The sequence below is a fragment of the Streptomyces sp. TOM-9 genome (genome assembly GCF_056858595.1).
The window spans coordinates 6720001-6741843 of record NZ_JBXEQB010000001.1; the positions used below are offsets into that span (position 1 = coordinate 6720001).

At 70.0% G+C, this 21843-nt stretch carries 12 protein-coding genes, 1 tRNA gene and 2 rRNA genes (1 of these 15 only partly in view); 13 read left to right on the forward strand and 2 right to left on the reverse strand.

Annotation, left to right across the window (positions count from 1 at the left end):
- The 4 genes from AC1VWI_RS31395 to AC1VWI_RS31410 form a co-directional block, all read left to right on the forward strand.
- A 23S ribosomal RNA gene (locus tag AC1VWI_RS31395) occupies nt 1-1905 on the forward strand (it extends 1216 nt beyond the left edge of the window).
- Nucleotides 1906-1970: 65 nt separating this feature from the next.
- A 5S ribosomal RNA gene (gene rrf, locus AC1VWI_RS31400) occupies nt 1971-2087 on the forward strand.
- A 141-nt stretch (nt 2088-2228) separates the two neighbouring features.
- A complete protein-coding gene (locus tag AC1VWI_RS31405) occupies nt 2229-3194 on the forward strand; it encodes a DegT/DnrJ/EryC1/StrS family aminotransferase (RefSeq protein WP_499514354.1) in 966 nt (321 codons plus the stop codon).
- Nucleotides 3195-3276: 82 nt separating this feature from the next.
- Nucleotides 3277-3349 (forward strand) — tRNA-Thr (locus AC1VWI_RS31410).
- 72 nt (nt 3350-3421) lie between these two features.
- Here AC1VWI_RS31410 and AC1VWI_RS31415 read toward each other — a convergent pair.
- The gene (locus AC1VWI_RS31415; protein WP_499514355.1) at nt 3422-6037 is read right to left on the reverse strand and encodes a SpoIIE family protein phosphatase; all 2616 of its coding nucleotides are present in this window, start codon (nt 6035-6037) and stop codon (nt 3422-3424) included.
- Between the two features lie 284 nt (nt 6038-6321).
- On the opposite strand from AC1VWI_RS31415, the gene AC1VWI_RS31420 reads away from it, so the two are divergent.
- The 9 genes from AC1VWI_RS31420 (at nt 6322) to AC1VWI_RS31460 (ending at nt 20489) form a co-directional block, all read left to right on the forward strand.
- A complete protein-coding gene (locus tag AC1VWI_RS31420) occupies nt 6322-11799 on the forward strand; it encodes a HAMP domain-containing protein (RefSeq protein ID WP_499514356.1) in 5478 nt (1825 codons plus the stop codon).
- A 258-nt stretch (nt 11800-12057) separates the two neighbouring features.
- On the forward strand, nt 12058-12738 hold the full coding sequence (locus tag AC1VWI_RS31425; RefSeq protein WP_431965404.1) for a response regulator: 681 nt from the start codon (nt 12058-12060) through the stop codon (nt 12736-12738).
- Nucleotides 12739-12852: 114 nt separating this feature from the next.
- Nucleotides 12853-15486: a DNA translocase FtsK gene (locus tag AC1VWI_RS31430; RefSeq protein ID WP_499514357.1), complete on the forward strand. Its 2634-nt coding sequence runs from the start codon at nt 12853-12855 to the stop codon at nt 15484-15486.
- A 220-nt stretch (nt 15487-15706) separates the two neighbouring features.
- Nucleotides 15707-16507 carry a helix-turn-helix domain-containing protein gene (locus tag AC1VWI_RS31435; RefSeq protein ID WP_499514358.1) on the forward strand — a complete coding sequence of 267 codons (801 nt, stop codon included), beginning with the start codon at nt 15707-15709 and terminating at the stop codon, nt 16505-16507.
- Between the two features lie 114 nt (nt 16508-16621).
- Nucleotides 16622-18106: a 30S ribosomal protein S12 methylthiotransferase RimO gene (rimO, locus tag AC1VWI_RS31440; protein ID WP_499514359.1), complete on the forward strand. Its 1485-nt coding sequence runs from the start codon at nt 16622-16624 to the stop codon at nt 18104-18106.
- On the forward strand, nt 18103-18840 hold the full coding sequence (gene pgsA / locus AC1VWI_RS31445) for a CDP-diacylglycerol--glycerol-3-phosphate 3-phosphatidyltransferase (RefSeq protein WP_499514360.1): 738 nt from the start codon (nt 18103-18105) through the stop codon (nt 18838-18840). The genes rimO and pgsA overlap by 4 nt, the downstream gene beginning before the upstream one ends.
- Nucleotides 18837-19379 (forward strand): CinA family protein, encoded by a 543-nt coding sequence (locus AC1VWI_RS31450; protein ID WP_499514361.1) that lies wholly within the window; start codon nt 18837-18839, stop codon nt 19377-19379. Before pgsA ends, AC1VWI_RS31450 begins: the two co-directional genes overlap by 4 nt.
- A gap of 94 nt (nt 19380-19473) precedes the next feature.
- The gene (locus AC1VWI_RS31455) at nt 19474-19857 is read left to right on the forward strand and encodes a helix-turn-helix domain-containing protein (RefSeq protein WP_018561778.1); all 384 of its coding nucleotides are present in this window, start codon (nt 19474-19476) and stop codon (nt 19855-19857) included.
- Nucleotides 19858-20018: 161 nt separating this feature from the next.
- Nucleotides 20019-20489: a Dps family protein gene (locus tag AC1VWI_RS31460; protein WP_499514362.1), complete on the forward strand. Its 471-nt coding sequence runs from the start codon at nt 20019-20021 to the stop codon at nt 20487-20489.
- Nucleotides 20490-21026: 537 nt separating this feature from the next.
- On the opposite strand, the gene AC1VWI_RS31465 is transcribed toward AC1VWI_RS31460, so the two are convergent.
- Nucleotides 21027-21824: an SDR family NAD(P)-dependent oxidoreductase gene (locus AC1VWI_RS31465; protein ID WP_499514363.1), complete on the reverse strand. Its 798-nt coding sequence runs from the start codon at nt 21822-21824 to the stop codon at nt 21027-21029.
- Nucleotides 21825-21843 lie beyond the last annotated feature (19 nt).

Here is a 21843-nt window from a genome sequence, read left to right on the forward strand (position 1 = left end):
ATTCCGCGCCGACAATGTAGCGGGGCTCAAGCGTACCGCCGAAGTCGTGTCATTGCAGCAATACTCCCAACGGAGGCTGTGATGGGTAGGGGAGCGTCGTGTGCCGGGTGAAGCGGCCCTGTAAGGGAGTCGTGGACGGTTCACGAGTGAGAATGCAGGCATGAGTAGCGATACAAGAGTGGGAAACTCTTGCGCCGATTGACTAAGGGTTCCTGGGTCAAGCTGATCTGCCCAGGGTAAGTCGGGACCTAAGGCGAGGCCGACAGGCGTAGTCGATGGACAACCGGTTGATATTCCGGTACCCGCTTTGAAGCGCCAGCGCTGAATCTGGTGATGCTAAGGCCGTGAAGCCGCCCTTGATCTCTTCGGAGTGATGGGGAGTGGTGGAGCCGCTGAACCTATCCAGTAGTAGGTGAGCGATGGGGTGACGCAGGAAGGTAGTCCAGCCCGGGCGGTGGTTGTCCCGGGGTAAGGGTGTAGGCCGAGTGGTAGGCAAATCCGCCACTCATGAGGCTGAGACCTGATGCCGAGCCGATTGTGGTGAAGTGGATGATCCTATGCTGTCGAGAAAAGCCTCTAGCGAGTTTCATGGCGGCCCGTACCCTAAACCGACTCAGGTGGTCAGGTAGAGAATACCGAGGCGTTCGGGTGAACTGTGGTTAAGGAACTCGGCAAAATGCCCCCGTAACTTCGGGAGAAGGGGGGCCATTGTTGGTGAGGGGACTTGCTCCCTGAGCTGGTGGTGGCCGCAGAGACCAGCGAGAAGCGACTGTTTACTAAAAACACAGGTCCGTGCGAAGCCGTAAGGCGATGTATACGGACTGACGCCTGCCCGGTGCTGGAACGTTAAGGGGACCGGTTAGCTCCATTTCGGTGGGGCGAAGCTGAGAACTTAAGCGCCAGTAAACGGCGGTGGTAACTATAACCATCCTAAGGTAGCGAAATTCCTTGTCGGGTAAGTTCCGACCTGCACGAATGGCGTAACGACTTCTCGACTGTCTCAACCACAGGCCCGGTGAAATTGCACTACGAGTAAAGATGCTCGTTTCGCGCAGCAGGACGGAAAGACCCCGGGACCTTTACTACAGCTTGATATTGGTGTTCGGTTCGGCTTGTGTAGGATAGGTGGGAGACTTTGAAGCAGTGGCGCCAGCCATTGTGGAGTCGTCGTTGAAATACCACTCTGGTCGTGCTGGATGTCTAACCTCGGTCCGTGATCCGGATCAGGGACAGTGTCTGGTGGGTAGTTTAACTGGGGCGGTTGCCTCCTAAAGAGTAACGGAGGCGCCCAAAGGTTCCCTCAGCCTGGTTGGCAATCAGGTGTTGAGTGTAAGTGCACAAGGGAGCTTGACTGTGAGACTGACGGGTCGAGCAGGTACGAAAGTAGGGACTAGTGATCCGGCGGTGGCTTGTGGAAGCGCCGTCGCTCAACGGATAAAAGGTACCCCGGGGATAACAGGCTGATCTTCCCCAAGAGTCCATATCGACGGGATGGTTTGGCACCTCGATGTCGGCTCGTCGCATCCTGGGGCTGGAGTCGGTCCCAAGGGTTGGGCTGTTCGCCCATTAAAGCGGTACGCGAGCTGGGTTTAGAACGTCGTGAGACAGTTCGGTCCCTATCCGCTGTGCGCGTAGGAGTCTTGAGAAGGGCTGTCCCTAGTACGAGAGGACCGGGACGGACGAACCTCTGGTGTGCCAGTTGTCCTGCCAAGGGCATGGCTGGTTGGCTACGTTCGGGAGGGATAACCGCTGAAAGCATCTAAGCGGGAAGCCTGCTTCGAGATGAGGACTCCCACCCCCTTGAGGGGTTAAGGCTCCCAGTAGACGACTGGGTTGATAGGCCGGATGTGGAAGCCCAGTAATGGGTGGAGCTGACCGGTACTAATAAGCCGAGGGCTTGTCCATAGGTTGCTCGCGTCCACTGTGTAGTTCTGAAACAACGAACCGTTGGTTCGACAGTTTCATAGTGTTTCGGTGGTTATAGCGTTAGGGAAACGCCCGGTTACATTCCGAACCCGGAAGCTAAGCCTTTCAGCGCCGATGGTACTGCAGGGGGGACCCTGTGGGAGAGTAGGACGCCGCCGAACAATCTTTAGTAGCCGTGCCCCCGGACCCAGTCCGGGGGCACGGCTCTTTGGCGTATCCACACCCGCTGTTCATGTTCAGATCAGCAACGCATCACCGGCTGCGGTGATCCTTGCCGGAACGGGTAAGTGGAGGTGAGCCTGATGCAGCAGTTTCTGGTTCAGGGTGCTGAAGTAGCCGCGCTGGAGGACGAGTTCGCGTCCGCGGTGGACGGGCGTCATGCCGTCGCCGTCGACTCGGCGACCTCCGCGTTGCATCTGGCGCTGCTCTCGCTCGGCATCGGTGCCGGCGAGGAAGTGATCCTGCCGTCGTTCGCGCCGGTGGAGACCGCGGCCGCCGTGCGGCTGGCCGGTGCGGTGCCGGTCTTCGCCGACATCGACCCGCTGACGTTCTGCCTCGACCCGGAGGCGGTGGCCGCCGCGATCACGCCCCTCACGGTGGCGATCCTGCCGGTGCACCTCTTCGGACACCCCGCCGCCGTCGACCAGATCACCGACATCGCCGCCCGGCACGGCCTGGCGATCGTCGAGGACGCCACCCAGGCCCAGGCGGCGACGCTGGCCGGCCGCCGGGTCGGCACCTACGGGGCGCTGAGCGTGTTCGCCGTCGAGGAGGGCGCCGTGGTGACCACGGAGCACCCCGAACTGGCCGGTGCCGTCAAGAGGCTTCGGGACACGGCCCACGCCAGGGCCCGGATGACCGACGGCAAGGCGGCCGCGGGCCGCGGGGTGCTGGCGAAGCTCGCCGGTTCCGTGGCCCGGCAGCGGGCCAACTGCCGTTACCTGGACTCGGCCCTGACCGGTGTCCTGGTGCCGTACGTGGAGCCCGGCGCGCACCACGTCTACCACCGCTACACGGTGCGGATACCCGGCAACGGCCGGCCGGACCGGGACGCGTTCGCGATGGCCCTGGCCGCGCGCGGCGTGCAGGCGAACGTGAGCATCCCGACCCCCGTGCACCGGTTGCCGGAGTACCGGTCGAGCTCGTACCTGCCCCGCACGGAGAAGGCGGCCGGCGAGACGCTGTCCCTGCCCGTCCACCCGGGTCTGACGGAGAAGGAGTTGGAGCGGATGGCCGTGGCGTGCAACACGCTCGGCGGACTGCTCTGAAGCCGGGCGCTCCCGTCGGGCCGTGCGTCGATCGGATTTCCGAACCGGGGCGTGGATGCGTTAAGATCCTTCACGTCGACGCGCCCCAATAGCTCAGTCGGCAGAGCGTCTCCATGGTAAGGAGAAGGTCTACGGTTCGATTCCGTATTGGGGCTCTGATGAGGAAAGGCCCCCGCCATCCGGCGGGGGCCTTTCTCGTTTCCCTTCCCCTTCGCGGACTGTCGCCGCTACGCGGGCAGTTCCGGGACGCGCATCGTGAGGATGGCCATGTCATCGGAGGGCGCGTCGGAGGCGAAGCGCTCGACGGCCCGCTGGATGCGGGCCGCCACGGCGCCCGCCGTGAGGCCCGTACAGGTGGCCAGGACGTCGGCGAGGCCGTCGTCGCCCAGCATGCGGGTGCCCTCGCGCCGTTCGGTGACGCCGTCGGTGACGCAGAGCAGGACGTCGCCGGGGTCGAGGGTGACGGTCTGCTCGACGAGTTCGAGGTCCTCGATGACGCCGAGCAGCGGCTGGGGTTCCGCGGCGGCTTCCACGACGCCGCTCTGCCGCAGTCGCAGCGGCAGGGGGTGGCCGGCGCAGACGACCTTCAGGACGGCGCTGCCGTCGCTCTGCGGCCACATCTCGCCGTAGAGGAGGGTGAGGAAGCGGCTGCGGGCCCCCTCGTCCAGGATGGCCGCGTTGAGCCGTTCCAGGACGGAGGGGCCGCTGAAGCCCTCGCGGGCGAGCAGCCGCAGCGCGTGGCGGGCGAGACCGGTCACGGCGGCGGCCTCGGGGCCCGTGCCGCACACGTCGCCGATGGCGAAGCCCCAGCAGCCGTCGCGGATGGGGAAGACGTCGTAGAAGTCGCCGCCGACCTCGTTGCCCTCGCCGGCGGCGCGGTAGACGACCTCGACCTCGACGCCGGGGATCACCGGCAGGCCGGGCGGCAGCAGGCTGCGCTGCAGGGACTGGCTGATGGCCGTGCGCTCGCTGTAGAGGCGGGCGTTGTCCAGGGCGAGGGCGGCCCGGCGGGACAGGTCCTCGGCGAGTTCGAGGATCTCCTGGCGGAAGCGCTCGTCGGCGGACCTGCCGAGGGTGAGCATGCCGATGACGCGGTTGCGGGCCACGAGCGGCAGGACGACCGTCTCGCCGCCGACCGCGGCCGCGGTCGCCAGGGCCGTGCCGGGGCCCGTGGCGGGCCGGCCCGCCTCGCCGAGGCCCAGGCTGCGCAGGGAGGCGCGCAGGGCGGTGGAGTGCGCTGCGTCGGCGGGGGCGGTCCACACCCGGGCGCCGGGGGTGGGATCGGGCTCGGGCGGGGCGAGGCGGGACAGCAGGGCCTTGATGCCGTCGATGCGGTCCTCGTCCTCGTGCAGGACGAAGGCGAGTTCGGGTTCCGAGGCCTGGTCGGCGATGGTGTAGACGGCGCACCAGCTGGCCAGGGTGGGCACGGTCATCTGGGCCATCAGGGCGAGCGTCTGGTCGCGTTCCAGGGTGCCCGCCAGCAGGTCGGAGGCCTCCACCAGGAAGGACAACGAGCCGCGGCGCAGCCGCTCGAGCTCGGTGAGGCGGGCGCTCTCCACCGCCAGCGCGATGCGGTCGGCGGCGAACTGCAGCCGCAGCGCCTCCTCGTTGGTGTAGCGGCCGGGGCTCTCCGCGGCGACGCCGAGCGAGCCGGTGAGGCGGCCCTCGACCTTGAGGGGGACGGTGACGATCGAGCGCATGCCGGTGCCGGCGAGCAGCGGGACGGCGCCCGGCACCGCCGTGAGGTCCTCGTGGACTGCGGGCATGCGGGCGCTGCCGTAGCGGCCGGTGCCGGCCTCGACGGGGACCCGTGCGAAGCGCTGTCGGGCGGAGGGCAGGCCGGTGGAGGCGCGCACCTCGAGTTCGGTCTCGTCGTCGGTGGCGAGCAGCAGGTAGGCGGCGTCGCCGTCGAGCATGTCGCGGGCCCGCTCCACGGTGCGCTGCAGCAGCCCGTCGAGGTCGTCGGGGGCGGGGGAGCCGATGAAGGACTCGAAGGGGTCCACGGCCTTGCCGCGTTCGACGCCGCCCTCGACGGAGATCATCCCGCGGCCGGGGTTCTGCAGGACGGCGCGTTCGTCCTCGCGCACCAGCAGGCACACGGTGGACGGCTCGCCGGAGGAGTCGCGGACCCGTAGGTGCGCGCCGTAGACGGGCAGGATGCGGCCGTCCGCGCCGCGGATGCCGTAACTGCCCTCCCAGCGTGACAGCCGCAGGGCCTCGGCGATGCCGTGGCCGGTGCCGGGGGTCTGCGGCCAGGCGGCGAAGTCGCCGAGCGGTTTGCCGGTGACCTGCTCGCCGAGGTGGCCGAAGAGCTCGGCGGCGTCCTGGTTCCAGCGGGTGATGATGCCTGCGCGGTCGACCTGCACGACCGCGACGCGGACCCGCTCGTCGGCGAGCGGGAGCGCCTGGACGGGCAGGGCGGGACCCGCGGAACGGGTGCCGGCGGGGCGCTGGGGGAGTTCCAGGCGGAACCAGACGTGCTTGTTGGCGGCGGTGTACTCCACGCCCCAGCGGCTGGCCAGCGCCGAGCACAGGAGCAGCCCGCGGCCGCCCTCGTGGTCGGGGTGGATCTGCTTCTTGGCGTCGTGGAGAGGAAGCTCACGTTCCGGGTAGCGGTCGGCGACCTCGATGCGCACGGCGGACTCGTAGCGCAGGCACTGGACGTCCGCGGCGGTGCCGGCGTGCACCACGGCGTTGGTGACGAGTTCGCTGGTGAGCACGACGGCGTCGTCGACCACCTCGGAGAAGCCCCAGCCCTGGAGCGTGTCGCGGACGAACGCGCGTGCGGTGGCGACCGAGCGTCCCACGGGTTCGAAGGTGGCCGCTGCCCGCGCCGTGATCACAGATCTCCTTGTTTGTCCCGGGACGTCACCATTCGTCGTCCGCTGTACTGTCACCACCGGCCCCCACTTCGAGGTGTACGCCCGGCCCAAGGTGGGCAACCGCATGCCAGGTTACTTACCCCCGGCGACCGCGTGTGTGCCGGTTGGGGGTGTTCCTGCCCCGATCATGACGCCGGTCATATGCGATGCTGCCGAACTGTTATGGCCGGGCCCGGGCATGGTGAAACACTGGTCATGTCTGAACGAGGCACCTGCAGGTCGGTCGACCCTCCGGGAGGGACACGGTGGAGTCTGGCGCATCGGCGCGAGGCGGCGCGGCATCCGCGGCGAAGCGGGGCGGTTCCGCACGGGTGAAGAACGCGCGGTCGCGTAAGAGCGGGGCCGGTACGGGGACCGTCGAGGTCGACTCGGCGGCCCTGCACCGGCTGCTGTCCGCGCTGGAGTCCATGCGGGACGGCAACTTCCGCAAGCGGCTGACGGTCACCGGCGACGGGGTCATGGCGGAGATCTCCGCGGTGTTCAACGAGGTCGCCGACCGCAACCAGCACCTCACCGGGGAGCTGGCGCGGGTGCGGCGGGTCGTGGGCCGCGAGGGCAAGCTCGCCGAGCGCCTGGAGACGGGGGCGTGCGAGGGTGCCTGGGCGGCGGCCATCGACGCCTCCAACGCGCTCGTGGACGACCTCGTGCGCCCCATGTCCGAGGTCGGCCGGGTGCTGTCGGCGGTCGCCGAGGGTGACCTGGAGCAGCGGATGGACCTGCGCTCGCAGGGCGCCGACGGCTCGGGGCATCCGCTGCGCGGCGAGTTCCTCAAGGTGGGCCGCACCGTCAACGGGCTGGTCGACCAGCTGTCCACGTTCACCGACGAGGTGACCCGGGTGGCGAGCGAGGTCGGTACCGAGGGCAAGCTCGGCGGCCAGGCGCGGGTGCGCGGCATGTCCGGTTCGTGGAAGGACCTGACGGACTCGGTCAACACCATGGCGTCCCGTCTGACGGCCCAGGTGCGTGACATCGCCCTCGTCACGACGGCGGTCGCCAAGGGCGACCTGTCGCGCAAGGTCACGGTGCACGTGGCCGGCGAGATGCTGGAGCTGAAGAACACCGTCAACACGATGGTCGACCAGCTCTCCTCCTTCGCCGCCGAGGTGACCCGCGTCGCACGCGAGGTGGGCACCGAGGGCCAGCTGGGCGGCCAGGCCAAGGTGGCCGGTGTCGACGGCGTGTGGAAGGACCTCACGGACTCCGTCAACCTGATGGCCGGCAACCTGACGGCCCAGGTGCGCGACATCGCCCAGGTGACGACCGCGGTCGCCAACGGCGACCTGTCGCAGAAGATCACCATCGGCGCGCGCGGCGAGGTCGCGCAGCTCGCCGAGACCGTCAACGCGATGACCGAGACGCTGCGCACCTTCGCCGACGAGGTGACCCGTGTCGCGGGCGAGGTCGGCGCGGAGGGCCGCCTCGGCGGCCAGGCGCAGGTGCCGGGTGCGGCGGGCATCTGGAAGGACCTCACCGACTCGGTGAACACCGCGTTCCGCAACCTGACCGGCCAGGTGCGGGACATCGCGCAGGTGACGACGGCGGTCGCCAACGGCGACCTGTCGCAGAAGGTCACGGTGGACGTCTCCGGCGAGATGCTGGAGCTGAAGAACACCGTCAACACGATGGTCGACCAGTTGTCGGCCTTCGGCGCCGAGGTGACCCGGGTGGCGCGCGAGGTCGGCGTCGAGGGTGAACTGGGCGGCCAGGCGCAGGTGCCGGGTGCGGCGGGTCTGTGGAAGGACCTGACGGACTCGGTGAACACCGCGTTCCGCAACCTGACCGGCCAGGTCCGCAACATCGCGCAGGTGACGACGGCGGTCGCCAACGGCGACCTGTCGCAGAAGGTCACGGTGGACGTCTCCGGCGAGATGCTGGAGCTGAAGAACACCGTCAACCGCATGGTGGACCAGCTCTCCTCGTTCGCCGGGCAGGTCACCCGCATGGCCCGGGACGTGGGCACGGAGGGCCGCCTCGGCGGTCAGGCCCGCGTCGACGGCGTGAGCGGCGTGTGGAAGGAGCTGACGGACTCCGTCAACTTCATGGCGGGCAACCTCACCTCGCAGGTCCGCCAGATCGCCCAGGTGACGACCGCGGTGGCCCGCGGTGACCTGTCCCAGAAGGTCGACGTCGACGCGCGCGGCGAGATCCTGGAGCTGAAGAACACCATCAACACGATGGTCGACCAGCTCTCCTCCTTCGCCGAGCAGGTGACCCGCGTGGCCCGCGAGGTGGGCACCGAGGGCCGGCTGGGCGGCCAGGCGCAGGTGCCGGGCGTCGCCGGTGTGTGGCGCGACCTCACCGACTCCGTGAACGGCATGGCGGGCAACCTGACCGCACAGGTCCGCAACATCGCCCAGGTGGCGACCGCGGTGGCCCGCGGCGACCTGTCCCAGAAGATCGACGTCGACGCGCGCGGCGAGATCCTGGAGCTCAAGAACGTCCTCAACACGATGGTCGACCAGCTCTCGTCCTTCGCCGAGCAGGTGACACGGGTCGCCCGCGAGGTGGGCACCGAGGGCATCCTGGGCGGCCAGGCCGAGGTGAAGGGCGTGTCGGGCACCTGGAAGGACCTGACGCAGTCCGTCAACTTCATGGCGAACAACCTGACGATGCAGGTCCGCAACATCGCCGAGGTCACCACCGCGGTCGCCCAGGGCGACCTGTCGAAGAAGATCACCGTCGACGCCAAGGGCGAGATCCTCGCCCTGGTCACCACCGTCAACACGATGGTGGACCAGCTGTCCGCGTTCGCCGACGAGGTGACCCGGGTGGCCCGTGAGGTGGGCACCGAGGGCCAGCTGGGCGGTCAGGCCCGGGTGCGGGACGTCTCCGGCATCTGGAAGGACCTCACCGACAACGTCAACCTGATGGCCAACAACCTGACCAGCCAGGTGCGTTCGATCTCCTCCGTCGCCACCGCCGTCGCCAACGGCGACCTCACCAAGAAGATCACCGTCGAGGCGCGCGGCGAGGTCGCCCAGCTCGCCGAGACCATCAACACCATGGTGGACACGCTCTCCGCCTTCGGTGACGAGGTGACCCGGGTGGCCCGCGAGGTGGGCACCGACGGCATCCTCGGCGGCCAGGCACGCGTGCCGGGCGTGTCCGGCTCGTGGAAGGACCTCACCGAGTCGGTGAACAACATGGCCTCCAACCTGACCGGCCAGGTCCGCAACATCGCCATGGTCACCACCGCGGTCGCCCGCGGCGACCTGTCCAAGAAGATCGACGTCGACGCGCACGGCGAGATCCTGGAGCTGAAGACGACCATCAACACGATGGTCGACCAGCTGTCGGCCTTCGGTGACCAGGTGACCCGGGTGGCCCGCGAGGTGGGCACCGAGGGCCGCCTGGGCGGCCAGGCGCGCGTGCCGGGCGTGTCCGGCATCTGGAAGGACCTCACCGAGTCGGTGAACCTGATGGCGAACAACCTGACCCGTCAGGTGCGCAACATCGCCCAGGTGGCCACCGCGGTGACCCGCGGCGACCTCAACATCCGTACGGACGTGGACGCGGCGGGCGAGATCCTGGAGCTCCAGGACTACATCAACACCATGATCGTCCGGCTCCGCGAGACCACGCTCGCCAACAAGGAGCAGGACTGGCTCAAGGGCAACCTCGCCCGCATCTCCGGTCTGATGCAGGGCCGCCGCGACCTCAACGACGTGGCGGCGCTCATCATGAGCGAGCTGACCCCGGTGGTCTCCGCCCAGCACGGCGCCTTCTTCATCGCGGAGGAGCCGGCCGGCGGGGAGGAGATCGAGGAGGGCTACGAGCTGCGGCTGTCCGGCTCGTACGGCTTCTCCAAGCGGACGATGCCGACGGTGTTCCTGCCCGGCGAGGGACTGATCGGCACGGCCGCGGTCGAGAAGCGCTCGATCCTGGTGGAGGACGTCCCGCCGGGCTACCTCAGGATCTCCTCCGGGCTCGGCGAGGCGCCGCCGGCCCACGTCATCGTGCTGCCGGTGGTGTTCGAGGACCGGGTGCTCGGTGTGATGGAGCTGGCCTCCTTCCAGCCGCTCACGCAGATCCAGAAGGACTTCCTCGGCCAGATCACCGACATGATCGCGGTCAGCGTGAACACCATCAGCGTGAACACCAAGACCGAGTACCTGCTGGAGCAGTCGCAGGAGCTGACCGAACAGCTGCGGGAGCGCTCGGCGGAGCTGGAGAACCGGCAGAAGCAGCTGGAGATGTCCAACACGGAGCTGGAGGAGAAGGCGGAGCTGCTGGCCCGCCAGAACCGGGACATCGAGGTGAAGAACACCGAGATCGAGGAGGCCCGGCAGGTCCTGGAGGAACGCGCCGAGCAGCTCGCCGTCTCGATGCGCTACAAGTCCGAGTTCCTGGCCAACATGTCGCACGAGCTGCGCACCCCGCTGAACTCGCTGCTCATCCTGGCCAAGCTGCTCGCGGACAACGCCGAGGGCAACCTGTCGCCGAAGCAGGTCGAGTTCGCCGAGACGATCCACGGCGCCGGCTCCGACCTGCTGCAGCTCATCAACGACATCCTGGACCTGTCCAAGGTCGAGGCGGGCAAGATGGACGTCAGCCCGACCCGCATCGCCCTGGTCCAGCTGGTCGACTACGTGGAGGCGACGTTCCGCCCGCTCACCGCGGAGAAGGGCCTGGACTTCTCCGTACGGGTCTCCCCGGAGCTGCCCGCCACCCTCCACACCGACGAGCAGCGGCTGCTGCAGGTGCTGCGCAACCTGCTGTCGAACGCGGTGAAGTTCACCGACAGCGGCTCGGTCGAGCTGGTCATCCGCCCGGCCGGGCCCGACGTGCCGCAGGCCATCCGGGAGCAGTTGCTGGAGTCCGGCTCGCTGCGGGGCGCGGACGAGCCGCTGATCGCCTTCTCGGTGACCGACACGGGCATCGGCATCGCGGCGAGCAAGATGCGGGTCATCTTCGAGGCGTTCAAGCAGGCGGACGGCACCACCAGCCGCAAGTACGGCGGCACGGGCCTGGGCCTGTCCATCAGCCGGGAGATCGCCCGGCTGCTCGGCGGCGAGATCCACGCCGACAGCCAGCCCGGCCGCGGCTCGACCTTCACCCTCTACCTGCCGCTCAACACATCCGAACTGCCGCCGCAGGGCTACCCGCAGCTCCCCGGCGGCGAGGCCGGGGAACTCGAGGGGGCGCCGACCGAGCCGTTCCACGTCCCGGCCCACGGTCACGTGGCCATGCGCGGCCGGGGCGCGGGCAGCAGCCTGGCCCGGCTGCGCCGGCGTTCCGCGGCACCGCGGCCCGCCGCGGCCGCCGGGCCGTTGGAGCGCGCCGCGCTGCCCGAGTCGTGGGTGGAGGGGGCGCACAGCGACGCCTACACCGGCTTCGCGGGCGGGTTCAGCGGTGAGAAGGTGCTCATCGTGGACGACGACATCCGCAACGTCTTCGCCCTCACCAGCGTGCTGGAGCAGCACGGGCTGACCGTGCTGTACGCCGAGAACGGCCGGGAGGGGATCGAGGTCCTGGAGCAGCACGACGACGTCGCGGTCGTCCTGATGGACATCATGATGCCCGAGATGGACGGCTATGCGACCACGGCCGCGATCCGCAGGATGCCCCAGTTCGCGGGGCTGCCGATCATCGCGCTGACGGCCAAGGCGATGAAGGGCGACCGGGAGAAGAGCATCGAGTCCGGGGCGTCGGACTACGTCGCCAAGCCGGTGGACACCGACCACCTCCTCGCGGTGATGGAGCAGTGGATGCAGTCCAGGTGACGCCACGTTGGGTGAGCGGCCGGGCAACGGACGGTGAACGCCCATGACTCGGCGTGTGTGAAGAGGTGTGGGAGTGCGGGATTCTGGGAACCTTCTGGTCCCCGCTTGCGTTTCTGCTACGTGCACAGTGACATGGCGGTGACAGGGTGTGGCGGACAGCGGGGTGCGGCTACCATGACCGGCACAAGGACGGGCGGCACTCAGGAGTCGTCCATGGGGGCGGCGACCGGTGCAGTGCCGGGGCGAGGAGGGCGGGCCATGGTGCAGAAGGCCAAGATCCTCCTGGTCGATGACCGGCCGGAGAATCTGCTGGCGCTGGAGGCCATCCTCTCCGCGCTCGATCAGACCCTGGTGCGGGCATCGTCCGGGGAGGAAGCGCTCAAGGCGCTGCTGACCGACGACTTCGCGGTGATCCTGCTCGACGTCCAGATGCCGGGCATGGACGGGTTCGAGACCGCGGCGCACATCAAGCGGCGCGAACGTACCCGTGATATCCCGATCATCTTCCTGACCGCCATCAACCACGGGCCGCACCACACCTTCCGCGGCTACGCGGCCGGCGCGGTGGACTACATCTCCAAGCCCTTCGACCCGTGGGTGCTGCGCGCCAAGGTCTCGGTCTTCGTCGAGCTCTACATGAAGAACTGCCAGCTGCGTGAGCAGGCCGCCCTGCTCCGGCTGCAGCTGGAACAGGGCGCGCGGCAGGGCGGCAACGGCGCCAAGGAGCCCGTGGGCCTGCTCGCCGAGCTCTCCGCACGGCTCGCCGCGGTGGAGGAGCAGGCGGAGGCGCTGTCCAAGCAGCTCGACGAGTCCGCGGACGCGGCGGCGGTGGCCACGGCCGCCCATCTGGAGCGGAAGCTGACCGGCCTGCGCCGCGCGCTGGACGCGCTGGAGCCGGGCACGGGCGGCGGCGACAAGAAGATTCCCCCGCAAGAGTGAAGCGTGTGCGCCACTTGATGCAGTGTCATCCATGGCGCAACAGGGGCACGACACGAATGGCGGTATGCGTGGCCACGCGTGTCGTGCACGGGGCGGAACGGTAACCTCACCACCATGGCCTCACGTACGTCCGGCACCGCCAAGAAGGCTGCCGCCAAACCTGCGGCCAAGCCCGCGGCGAAGAAGGCCCCCGCGAAGAAGGCGGCGGCCAAGAAGCCGCCTGCCAAGGCGGCGGCGGCCAAGCCCGCGCCGAAGCCCGCGCCGTCCCCGACCGGCGGCGTCTACCGGCTCGCGCGGGCGGTCTGGCTCGGCCTGGCGCACACCGTGGGCGCCCTCTTCCGCGGCGTCGGGCGCGGCGCGCGCGGGCTCGACCCGGCGCACCGCAAGGACGGCCTGGCGCTGCTGCTGTTCGGCCTCGCGCTGGTCGTCGCCACCGGCACCTGGTCGGACCTGCGTGGTCCGGTGGGCGATCTGGTCGAGATACTGATCACCGGGCTGTTCGGGCGGCTGGACCTGCTCGTGCCGTTCCTCGTCGGTGCCGTCGTCTGGCGGTTGATGCGCCACCCGCAGAAGTCCGACGCCAACGGGCGCATCGTCATCGGCCTGAGCACCCTCACCGTCGGTGTACTGGGCCTGGTGCACATCGGCTGCGGTTCCCCCGGCCGCGGGCAGGGCGCCGACGCGATCCGCGACGCGGGCGGCCTGATCGGCTGGGCGGCGTCCGCGCCGCTCGACTACACCGTCGGCGCACCGCTGGCGGTGGCGCTGCTGGCACTGCTCACCTTCTTCGGGCTGCTGGTCACCACCGCGACCCCGGTCAACGCCATCCCCCGGCGGCTGCGTGAACTCGGCATCCGGCTGGGCCTGGTGGAGGACCAGGGCGGCGCCGGGACCGAGGACGACGCCGTGCCGTTCAGCGACCTGCTGGAGGAGGAGACCGCCCCACAGGACGGCGGGGAGAAGTCGCGCCGCCGGTCCAGGCGCCGCCGGGAACGGTCGGAACTGCCCGACCTCAGGCCCAGCGACGGACTGGACGCGGTCGACCTCGCCTACGGCGTGGCCGCCGACCTCGACGGCGCCCTCGCCTACGGCGTGCCCGGCTCCTCCGTCGTCGCGGATCTCGTCAGCCACTCCCTGCCGCAGGCCCGGGACACCGGGGAGGCCGCCGCCGAGGACTCCGCCGACCGGTCCGTGCCCGACCTCACCAAGCGCGCGGCGCCCGAGCAGGGCCCGCCGCTGCCGCCGCGCGCCGAGCAGCTCCAGTTGTCCGGCGACGTCACCTACGGCCTGCCGTCCCTGGACCTGTTGGAGCGCGGCGGTCCAGGACGCACCCGCAGCGCCGCCAACGACGCCGTGGTCGAGTCGCTGACGAGCGTCTTCTCGCAGTTCAAGGTGGACGCACGGGTCACCGGCTTCACGCGCGGTCCGACGGTGACCCGTTACGAGGTGGAACTCGGCCAGGCCGTCAAGGTCGAGCGGATCACCGCCCTCGCCAAGAACATCGCGTACGCCGTGGCCAGTCCGGACGTGCGGATCATCAGCCCGATCCCCGGCAAGTCGGCGGTGGGCATCGAGATCCCCAACAGCGACCGGGAGATGGTCAACCTCGGCGACGTGCTGCGCTCGGCGGAGGCCGCCGGCGAGGAGCACCCGATGACGGTGGGCCTCGGCAAGGACGTCGAGGGCGGCTACGTCATGGCCAACCTCGCGCGCATGCCGCACATCCTCGTCGCGGGCGCCACCGGATCCGGCAAGTCCTCCTGCATCAACTGCCTGATCACCTCGATCCTGGCGCGCGCCACGCCCGACGAGGTGCGGATGGTGCTCGTCGACCCCAAGCGCGTCGAGCTGACCGCGTACGAGGGCGTCCCGCACCTCATCACCCCGATCATCACCAACCCCAAGCGGGCCGCCGAGGCGCTGCAGTGGGTCGTGCGCGAGATGGACCTGCGCTACGACGACCTCGCCGCCTATGGCTTCCGGCACATCGACGACTTCAACGCGGCGGTGCGCTCGGGCAAGGTGAAGCCGCCGGAGGGCAGCGAGCGGGAGCTCGCGCCCTACCCCTACCTGCTGGTGATCGTGGACGAGCTGGCCGACCTGATGATGGTCGCGCCGCGGGACGTCGAGGACGCGATCGTCCGCATCACCCAGCTCGCCCGGGCCGCCGGCATCCACCTCGTGCTGGCCACCCAGCGGCCCAGCGTCGACGTCGTCACGGGTCTCATCAAGGCCAACGTGCCGTCCAGGCTGGCCTTCGCGACCTCGTCGCTCGCCGACAGCCGGGTCATCCTCGACCAGGCCGGCGCCGAGAAGCTGATCGGAAAGGGTGACGGGCTGTTCCTGCCGATGGGCGCCAACAAGCCGGTCCGCATGCAGGGCGCCTTCGTCACCGAGGACGAGATCCAGGCCGTGGTCGCCCACTGCAAGGCGCAGTTGACCCCCGCCTACCGTGACGACGTGGTCGTCGGCTCGGGTCCGAAGAAGGAGATCGACGAGGAGATCGGCGACGACCTGGACCTGTTGTGCCAGGCCGCGGAACTGGTCGTCTCCACGCAGTTCGGCTCGACTTCGATGCTCCAGCGGAAACTGCGTGTCGGCTTCGCGAAAGCGGGCAGGCTCATGGACCTGATGGAATCGCGCGGGATCGTCGGCCCCAGCGAGGGGTCGAAGGCCCGTGACGTACTGGTCAAGCCGGACGAGATGGACGGAGTGCTCGCCCTGCTCCGGGGCGAGGCCGGTTCGTAGCCATTCCGTGGCTCACTCGTAAGTGGGTTGGACGCAACCGTTGCTCCCGCCCGTACGTCAAGTTAGTGCAGGGGGAAGGCGTATGGCCGACTGTCATCGGCGCCGGGAAAGACGGCAATCCTGATGGCGGACAAACAACGCCCGCCCGCTTGCCCGTCCTTTTGCACACCCCCCTAGACTGAGTCTCCAGCAGGTGGCTGCACGCTCGAAAGGCGCCCCCGTGTCCATCGGCAACCCGCCCCCCGACGACCGGCTCTCGGTCGGTCGCGCCCTCGCCCAGGCCCGCATCGCCGCGGGTCTGACCGTCGACGAGGTCAGTACCACAACGCGTGTGCGCCCGCCCATCGTGCACGCGATCGAGGAGGACGATTTCTCCCGCTGCGGCGGCGACGTGTACGCCCGCGGCCACATCCGGGCGCTCGCGCGCGCCGTGGGCCTCGATCCCGAGGCCCTGATCGAGCAGTTCTCGGCGGAGCACGGCAGTGCGCCCGCCCCCACCCCGGTGGCGCCGCTGTACGAGGCGGAGCGGATGAGGTCCGAGCCGCGCCGCCCCAACTGGACCGCCGCCATGGTCGCGGCGATCGTCGCCGTCGTCGGTTTCGTCGGGTTCACCCTGTTCAGCGGTGGCGAGGACGGCGGCAAGGAGCCGGTGGCGGGCAAGCCGAGTGCGGCGAGCCCGGCGGCCAAGCCGTCCGGCAACCCCACGAGCTCCGCGCCGAGGCCCGAGGAGTCCGACAGCGCGATCGCCGCGGCGCCGGCCGACAAGGTCACGGTCAAGCTCACCACCCAGAACGACAAGAGCTGGATCCAGGCGGTGGACAGCAACGGAAGGCAGCTCTACCAGGGCAGTCTGGAGCCGGGCGACTCCAAGACCTTCACCGACAAGAGCAAGATCAACCTCATCATCGGCAACGCGGGCGCGGTCCACCTCTTCGTCAACGGCAAGGACCTCGGGCCCGCGGGTGACCCCGGTCAGGTCCAGCGCCTCACCTTCACCCCCGGCGACCCGGAAGCAGGGTGACGCCCGGTTCCACGGGCGCGCACGGACACCGCGGCGCCCGGCGCGGGACACCCGTCCCGGCGCCGGGCGCCGCTGCGCGTCGGAGCCCCGTCGGGGACAAAGTAGGCTGAGCCTATGTCCGAACCCCGTACCGTCGCTCTTGTCACGCTCGGCTGCGCCCGTAACGAGGTGGATTCCGAGGAGCTCGCCGGCCGGCTGGCGGCGGACGGGTGGCAGCTCGTCGAGGACGCCGCCGCCGCCGACGTGGCCGTCGTGAACACCTGTGGCTTCGTCGAGGCCGCCAAGAAGGACTCCGTCGACGCCCTGCTGGAGGCCAACGACCTCAAGGGCCACGGCCGCACCCAGGCCGTCGTCGCGGTCGGCTGCATGGCCGAGCGCTACGGGAAGGAGCTGGCCGAGGCCCTGCCCGAGGCGGACGGGGTGCTCGGCTTCGACGACTACGCGAACATCTCCGACCGCCTGCAGACGATCCTCTCCGGCGGCGTCCACGCCTCCCACACCCCGCGCGACCGCCGCAAGCTGCTGCCGGTCAGCCCGGCCGCCCGGCAGGCCGTGAGCGAGGTCGCGCTGCCCGGCCACGCGCAGAGCGCCACGGAGCCGGTCCCCGCCCCCGCGGACCTGCCCGAGGGCGTCGCGCCCGCCTCCGGGCCGCGCGCACCGCTCCGCCGCCGCCTGGACAGCAGTCCGGTCGCCTCGGTGAAGCTGGCCTCCGGCTGCGACCGCCGCTGCTCCTTCTGCGCCATCCCGTCCTTCCGGGGCTCCTTCATCTCCCGCCGCCCCTCGGACGTGCTCGGCGAGACGCGCTGGCTGGCCGAGCAGGGCGTCAAGGAGGTCATGCTGGTCAGCGAGAACAACACCTCGTACGGCAAGGACCTCGGCGACATCCGGCTGCTGGAGACGCTGCTGCCGGAACTGGCAGCCGTCGACGGCATCGAGCGGATCCGGGTCAGCTACCTGCAGCCCGCCGAGATGCGCCCGGGCCTGATCGACGTGCTGACCTCGACGCCCAAGGTCGCGCCGTACTTCGACCTGTCCTTCCAGCACTCCGCACCCGGGGTGCTGCGCGCGATGCGCCGCTTCGGCGACACCGAGCGCTTCCTGGAGCTGCTGGACACCATCCGCTCCAAGGCGCCGGAGGCCGGGGTCCGCTCCAACTTCATCGTCGGCTTCCCGGGCGAGTCGGCGGCGGACCTGGAGGAGCTGGAGCGCTTCCTGGGCGCCGCCCGGCTCGACGCCATCGGCGTCTTCGGCTACTCCGACGAGGAGGGCACCGAAGCGGCCGGCTACGACGGCAAGCTCGACGAGGACGTCGTCGCCGAGCGGCTGGCCCGGGTCTCGCGGCTGGCCGAGGAGCTGACCGCGCAGCGTGCCGAGGAGCGGCTGGGCTCGACGGTGCAGGTGCTGGTCGACTCCGTCGACGAGGAGGAGGGGGCGGTCGGCCGCGGTGCCCACCAGGCGCCGGAGACCGACGGCCAGGTCGTCCTGACCTCCCACGCGGGCCTGGTGCCCGGATCGTTCGTCGCGGCGAAGGTGGTGGACACCGAAGGCGTCGACCTCGTCGCGGAGCCGCTTGGCACGACGCAGGAGGCGCGCAGATGACGGGAGTCCCGGCGTCCGCCGCCGGCAACCACCGGTCCGCACCCGCAGCCCCTGCGGCCGCGGTCCGGCGGCCTTCGTTGTGGAACATCGCCAACGTCCTCACGATGGTGCGGCTGCTGCTGGTGCCGGGCTTCGTCGTGCTGCTCGTGCACGACGACGGGCACGACCCGGCGTGGCGCTCCTTCGCGTGGGCGGCGTTCGCCATCGCGATGATCACCGACCTCTTCGACGGCGAGCTGGCCCGGCGCTACGGGCTGGTCACCGACTTCGGCAAGATCGCCGACCCGATCGCCGACAAGGCGATCATGGGCGCGGCGCTGATCGGGCTCTCGGCCCTCGGGGACCTGCCCTGGTGGGTCACCGCGGTGATCCTCTTCCGCGAGCTGGGCATCACGCTGATGCGGTTCTGGGTGATCCGCTGGGGAGTGATCCCGGCCAGCCGGGGCGGCAAGCTGAAGACGCTCACCCAGGGCGTCGCCGTCGGCATGTACATCCTGATCCTCACCGGGCCGCTGGCGACGCTGCGGGCGGTGCTGATGGGCGCCGCGGTGGTGCTGACCGTGGTGACGGGCCTGGACTACGTGCGCCAGGCCGTCGTCATGCGCCGGGCCGGACTGGCCGCGCAGCGCGCGGCCGCCGTGCGCCGGGCGCGCGAGGGCGCGGACGAGGAGGAGGGGGCGCTCGCGGAGGACGTCCCGCTGGAGTTCCCGGAGGAGCAGGGACAGGGCGCGTGAACGTCGCCGCCGAGGTGCTGGGGCTGCTGGAGGGGCGGCGGCAGTGGCTCGCCGTCGCCGAGTCGCTGACCGGTGGCCTGGTCGCCGCCGAGCTGACCTCGGTGCCCGGCGCCTCCAGGTCCTTCCGCGGTTCGGTCACCGCGTACGCCACCGAACTGAAGCGGGACGTGCTGGGCGTGGACGGCGCACTGCTGGCCGAACGCGGGGCCGTCGACCCCGACGTCGCGCGGGGGATGGCCGAGGGCGTGCGGCGCGTGCTGCGCGCCGACTGGGGGCTGGCCACCACCGGAGTCGCCGGTCCGGACCCGCAGGACGGACAGCAGGTCGGGACGGTCTTCGTGGCGGTCGCCGGGCCGACCGGCTCGTGGTGCGAGAGACTGCAGTTGAACGGCGACCGTGCCGAAATCCGTACCACCACCGTGAACGCCGTTCTGACCCTCTTGCAGCAGACGCTCCTGACGGGCGGGGGAACACCCGACGAATCCCCGACGGCGAAGGGTAGGGAAGACAGCGGGGGGAAGGGATGTTTGCAGCCCTGAGTGAACACGTCATCGCTCCCCGCACGGCCGGTGTCGGAGGCGGTACGGTGGGGCAAGAAGGTTGCGAATTCGCGGTCCGAGGAGGGAGCCACCGATGATTCTGCTCCGTCGCCTGCTCGGTGACGTGCTGCGTCGGCAGCGCCAGCGTCAGGGCCGCACCCTGCGTGAGGTCTCCTCATCCGCCCGGGTCTCCCTGGGCTATCTGTCGGAGGTCGAACGAGGGCAGAAGGAGGCTTCCTCCGAACTGCTCTCCGCGATCTGTGACGCCTTGGACGTCCCGATGTCCGAGGTGATGCGGGAGGTCAGCGACGATCTGGCGCTTGCCGAACTCGCCGAGTCGGCTGCTGTCGGGTCGGCAGCCGCGCCTATGCGGCCGCTGCTGGGCGCGGTTCCGTCCGTACCGTCCGGTCCGGACGAGCGGGTCACCATCAAGGCGCCGAAGGCGCCCACCGAGGCCGTGGACGTCGTCGCGGCCTGAGCGACACCAAGCAGTTCCGAACCGTGGCCCCGGCCGGTGGGCAACCGGCCGGGGCCACGGCGTGTCCGCGTGTGGTCCGCGGATCCGGGGAAGGCGCCCATGAGGCGGGGCCGCCGTGGAGGTGGCCCTGCGACGCCAGGCGATTCCCGAGGAGGAGCAGCATGACCGTCGTGAAGAGCACGCTGCCCGAGGCCGACCGCAAGACCGTCGGTGAGGCCCTGCAGCACACCCTCAGCGATCTCATCGACCTGTCGCTCGTCGCCAAGCAGGTGCACTGGAACGTGGTCGGGGCGCGGTTCCGGTCCGTCCACCTCCAGCTCGACGACGTGGTGACCACCGCGCGGACCTACGCCGACACGGTCGCGGAGCGGGCGGCCGCGGTCGGGGTGACGCCGGACGGGCGCGCGGGGACGGTCTCCAAGAGCAGCAGGATCGACGAGGTGCCGGACGGCTGGATCAAGGACGAGAAGGTGGTCTCGGTCATGATCGTGGCGCTGGACGCCGTGATCAGGCGGGTGCGCCAGGGGATCGAGGCGACGGAGAAGCCCGATCCGGTGAGCCAGGACATCCTGATCGGGCTCGCCGCCGAGCTCGAGAAGCACCACTGGATGTTCCAGGCCGAGAACGTCTAGGCCGGCGGGGCGTCGTCGGCGGGAGCATCGGGGCCGGTCGCCCTGGGTTGCCTCGGGCGGGGGAATGTCGCAGGTAGTAGCCGTGCGTGTCCTCCTTCCGGGTGAACGTCGTGCGGGGTGGGGCGGCAGAGGTCTAGAGATCTTGCCGGAAGGGGATCGCACCTGTGTACGGGGAAAGCCCGGGATTGGGTCCCTGGTGATACCCGCCGCAACCTCGGGGCTCCGAAGGAGGCGGCCATGCACGTTCTCCGCCTGTTTCACGAGCTGTGGGCCCGGCGGCCGGTCCGCTGGGCGATCGCTTTCGTCGCGGGAGTGGTGTGGTGGTGGGCCCTGCTGAGGCTCATCGTCCAGCCCGCACAGGCAGGCTCCTTCGAGGGCCTGGTCGTCGCCGGTGGCTGGGGGCTCAGCATCGTCCCCCTGCACACGGCGAGGTGGTCACGGGGATCATCATCCGCCGCTCCGGTGGCCGTCCGTGAGGTTGAGGGCCCGGCGCCGGGAGAGCTGACGGGAAGACTTCCGGGTCCGCGAAGTCAGTCGCTACCAGGGCATGACGACGCCCCCGTTGGGGCGCAGGATCTGGCCGGTCGTGAAGGCTGAGGCGTCGGAGGCCAGGAAGAGCACGGTGTGCGCCACGTCCTGCGGGTCGCCCACACGGCCCAGGGGCGCGGCGCGCACCAGCGCCTCCTCGGCGCGCGCCTGGGCCCGCTCGTCGAAGAGGCCGTCGGGGCCGGTGCCGTAGTGGCTCGTCATCGGTGTGCGGACGAAGCCGGGCGCCACGGCATTGGCCCGCACGCCGTGGGGTCCCAGCTCCGTGGCGAGGGTCCGGGTCAGCTGGACGACGGCGGCCTTCGAGACGCTGTAGCAGAGCAGCCCGCGGGCGCCGGTGTCGATGGCGCCGGAGGCCATGGTGACGATGCTGCCGGCACCACGCTCGGCCATCGGGCGGGCGGCCTCGCGGGCGCAGTGCAGCACACCCTTGAAGTTCACCGACAGCACCCGGTCCAGGTCGGCCTCGTCGGTGTCCAGGACGGAACTGAAGTGCATGACGCCCGCGATGGCGGCCAGGACGTCCAGCCGTCCGTGGGCGGCCATGATCGCCGCGACGGCCGCGGCCACCTGCGCGCGGTCGGTGACGTCCACGGCACGCGCCTCCGCCGCGCCGCCGGCCTTCACGGCGAGCTCGGCGGTGTGCCGGGCGCCCGGCTCGTCCACGTCCGCGCACGTTACGGTGGCCCCGGCCTGGGCGAGCAGCAGCGCCGAGGCCCGGCCGATGCCGCTGGCGGCACCGGTGACCAGAGCGGTGCGCCCGGTGAGGTCGTACGCCGGTACGGTCATGCGGCGACCGTACGACCGG

What these genes read in the sequence shown, in the direction of transcription:
- AC1VWI_RS31425 (WP_431965404.1), top strand. Translation starts at nt 12,058, where the DNA reads ATGGTGCAGAAGGCCAAGATCCTCCTGGTCGATGACCGGCCGGAGAAT.
- AC1VWI_RS31460 (WP_499514362.1), top strand. Translation starts at nt 20,019, where the DNA reads ATGACCGTCGTGAAGAGCACGCTGCCCGAGGCCGACCGCAAGACCGTC.
- rimO (WP_499514359.1), top strand. Translation starts at nt 16,622, where the DNA reads ATGTCCGAACCCCGTACCGTCGCTCTTGTCACGCTCGGCTGCGCCCGT.
- AC1VWI_RS31430 (WP_499514357.1), top strand. Translation starts at nt 12,853, where the DNA reads ATGGCCTCACGTACGTCCGGCACCGCCAAGAAGGCTGCCGCCAAACCT.
- AC1VWI_RS31455 (WP_018561778.1), top strand. Translation starts at nt 19,474, where the DNA reads ATGATTCTGCTCCGTCGCCTGCTCGGTGACGTGCTGCGTCGGCAGCGC.
- AC1VWI_RS31405 (WP_499514354.1), top strand. Translation starts at nt 2,229, where the DNA reads ATGCAGCAGTTTCTGGTTCAGGGTGCTGAAGTAGCCGCGCTGGAGGAC.
- AC1VWI_RS31465 (WP_499514363.1), bottom strand. Translation starts at nt 21,824, where the DNA reads ATGACCGTACCGGCGTACGACCTCACCGGGCGCACCGCTCTGGTCACC.
- pgsA (WP_499514360.1), top strand. Translation starts at nt 18,103, where the DNA reads ATGACGGGAGTCCCGGCGTCCGCCGCCGGCAACCACCGGTCCGCACCC.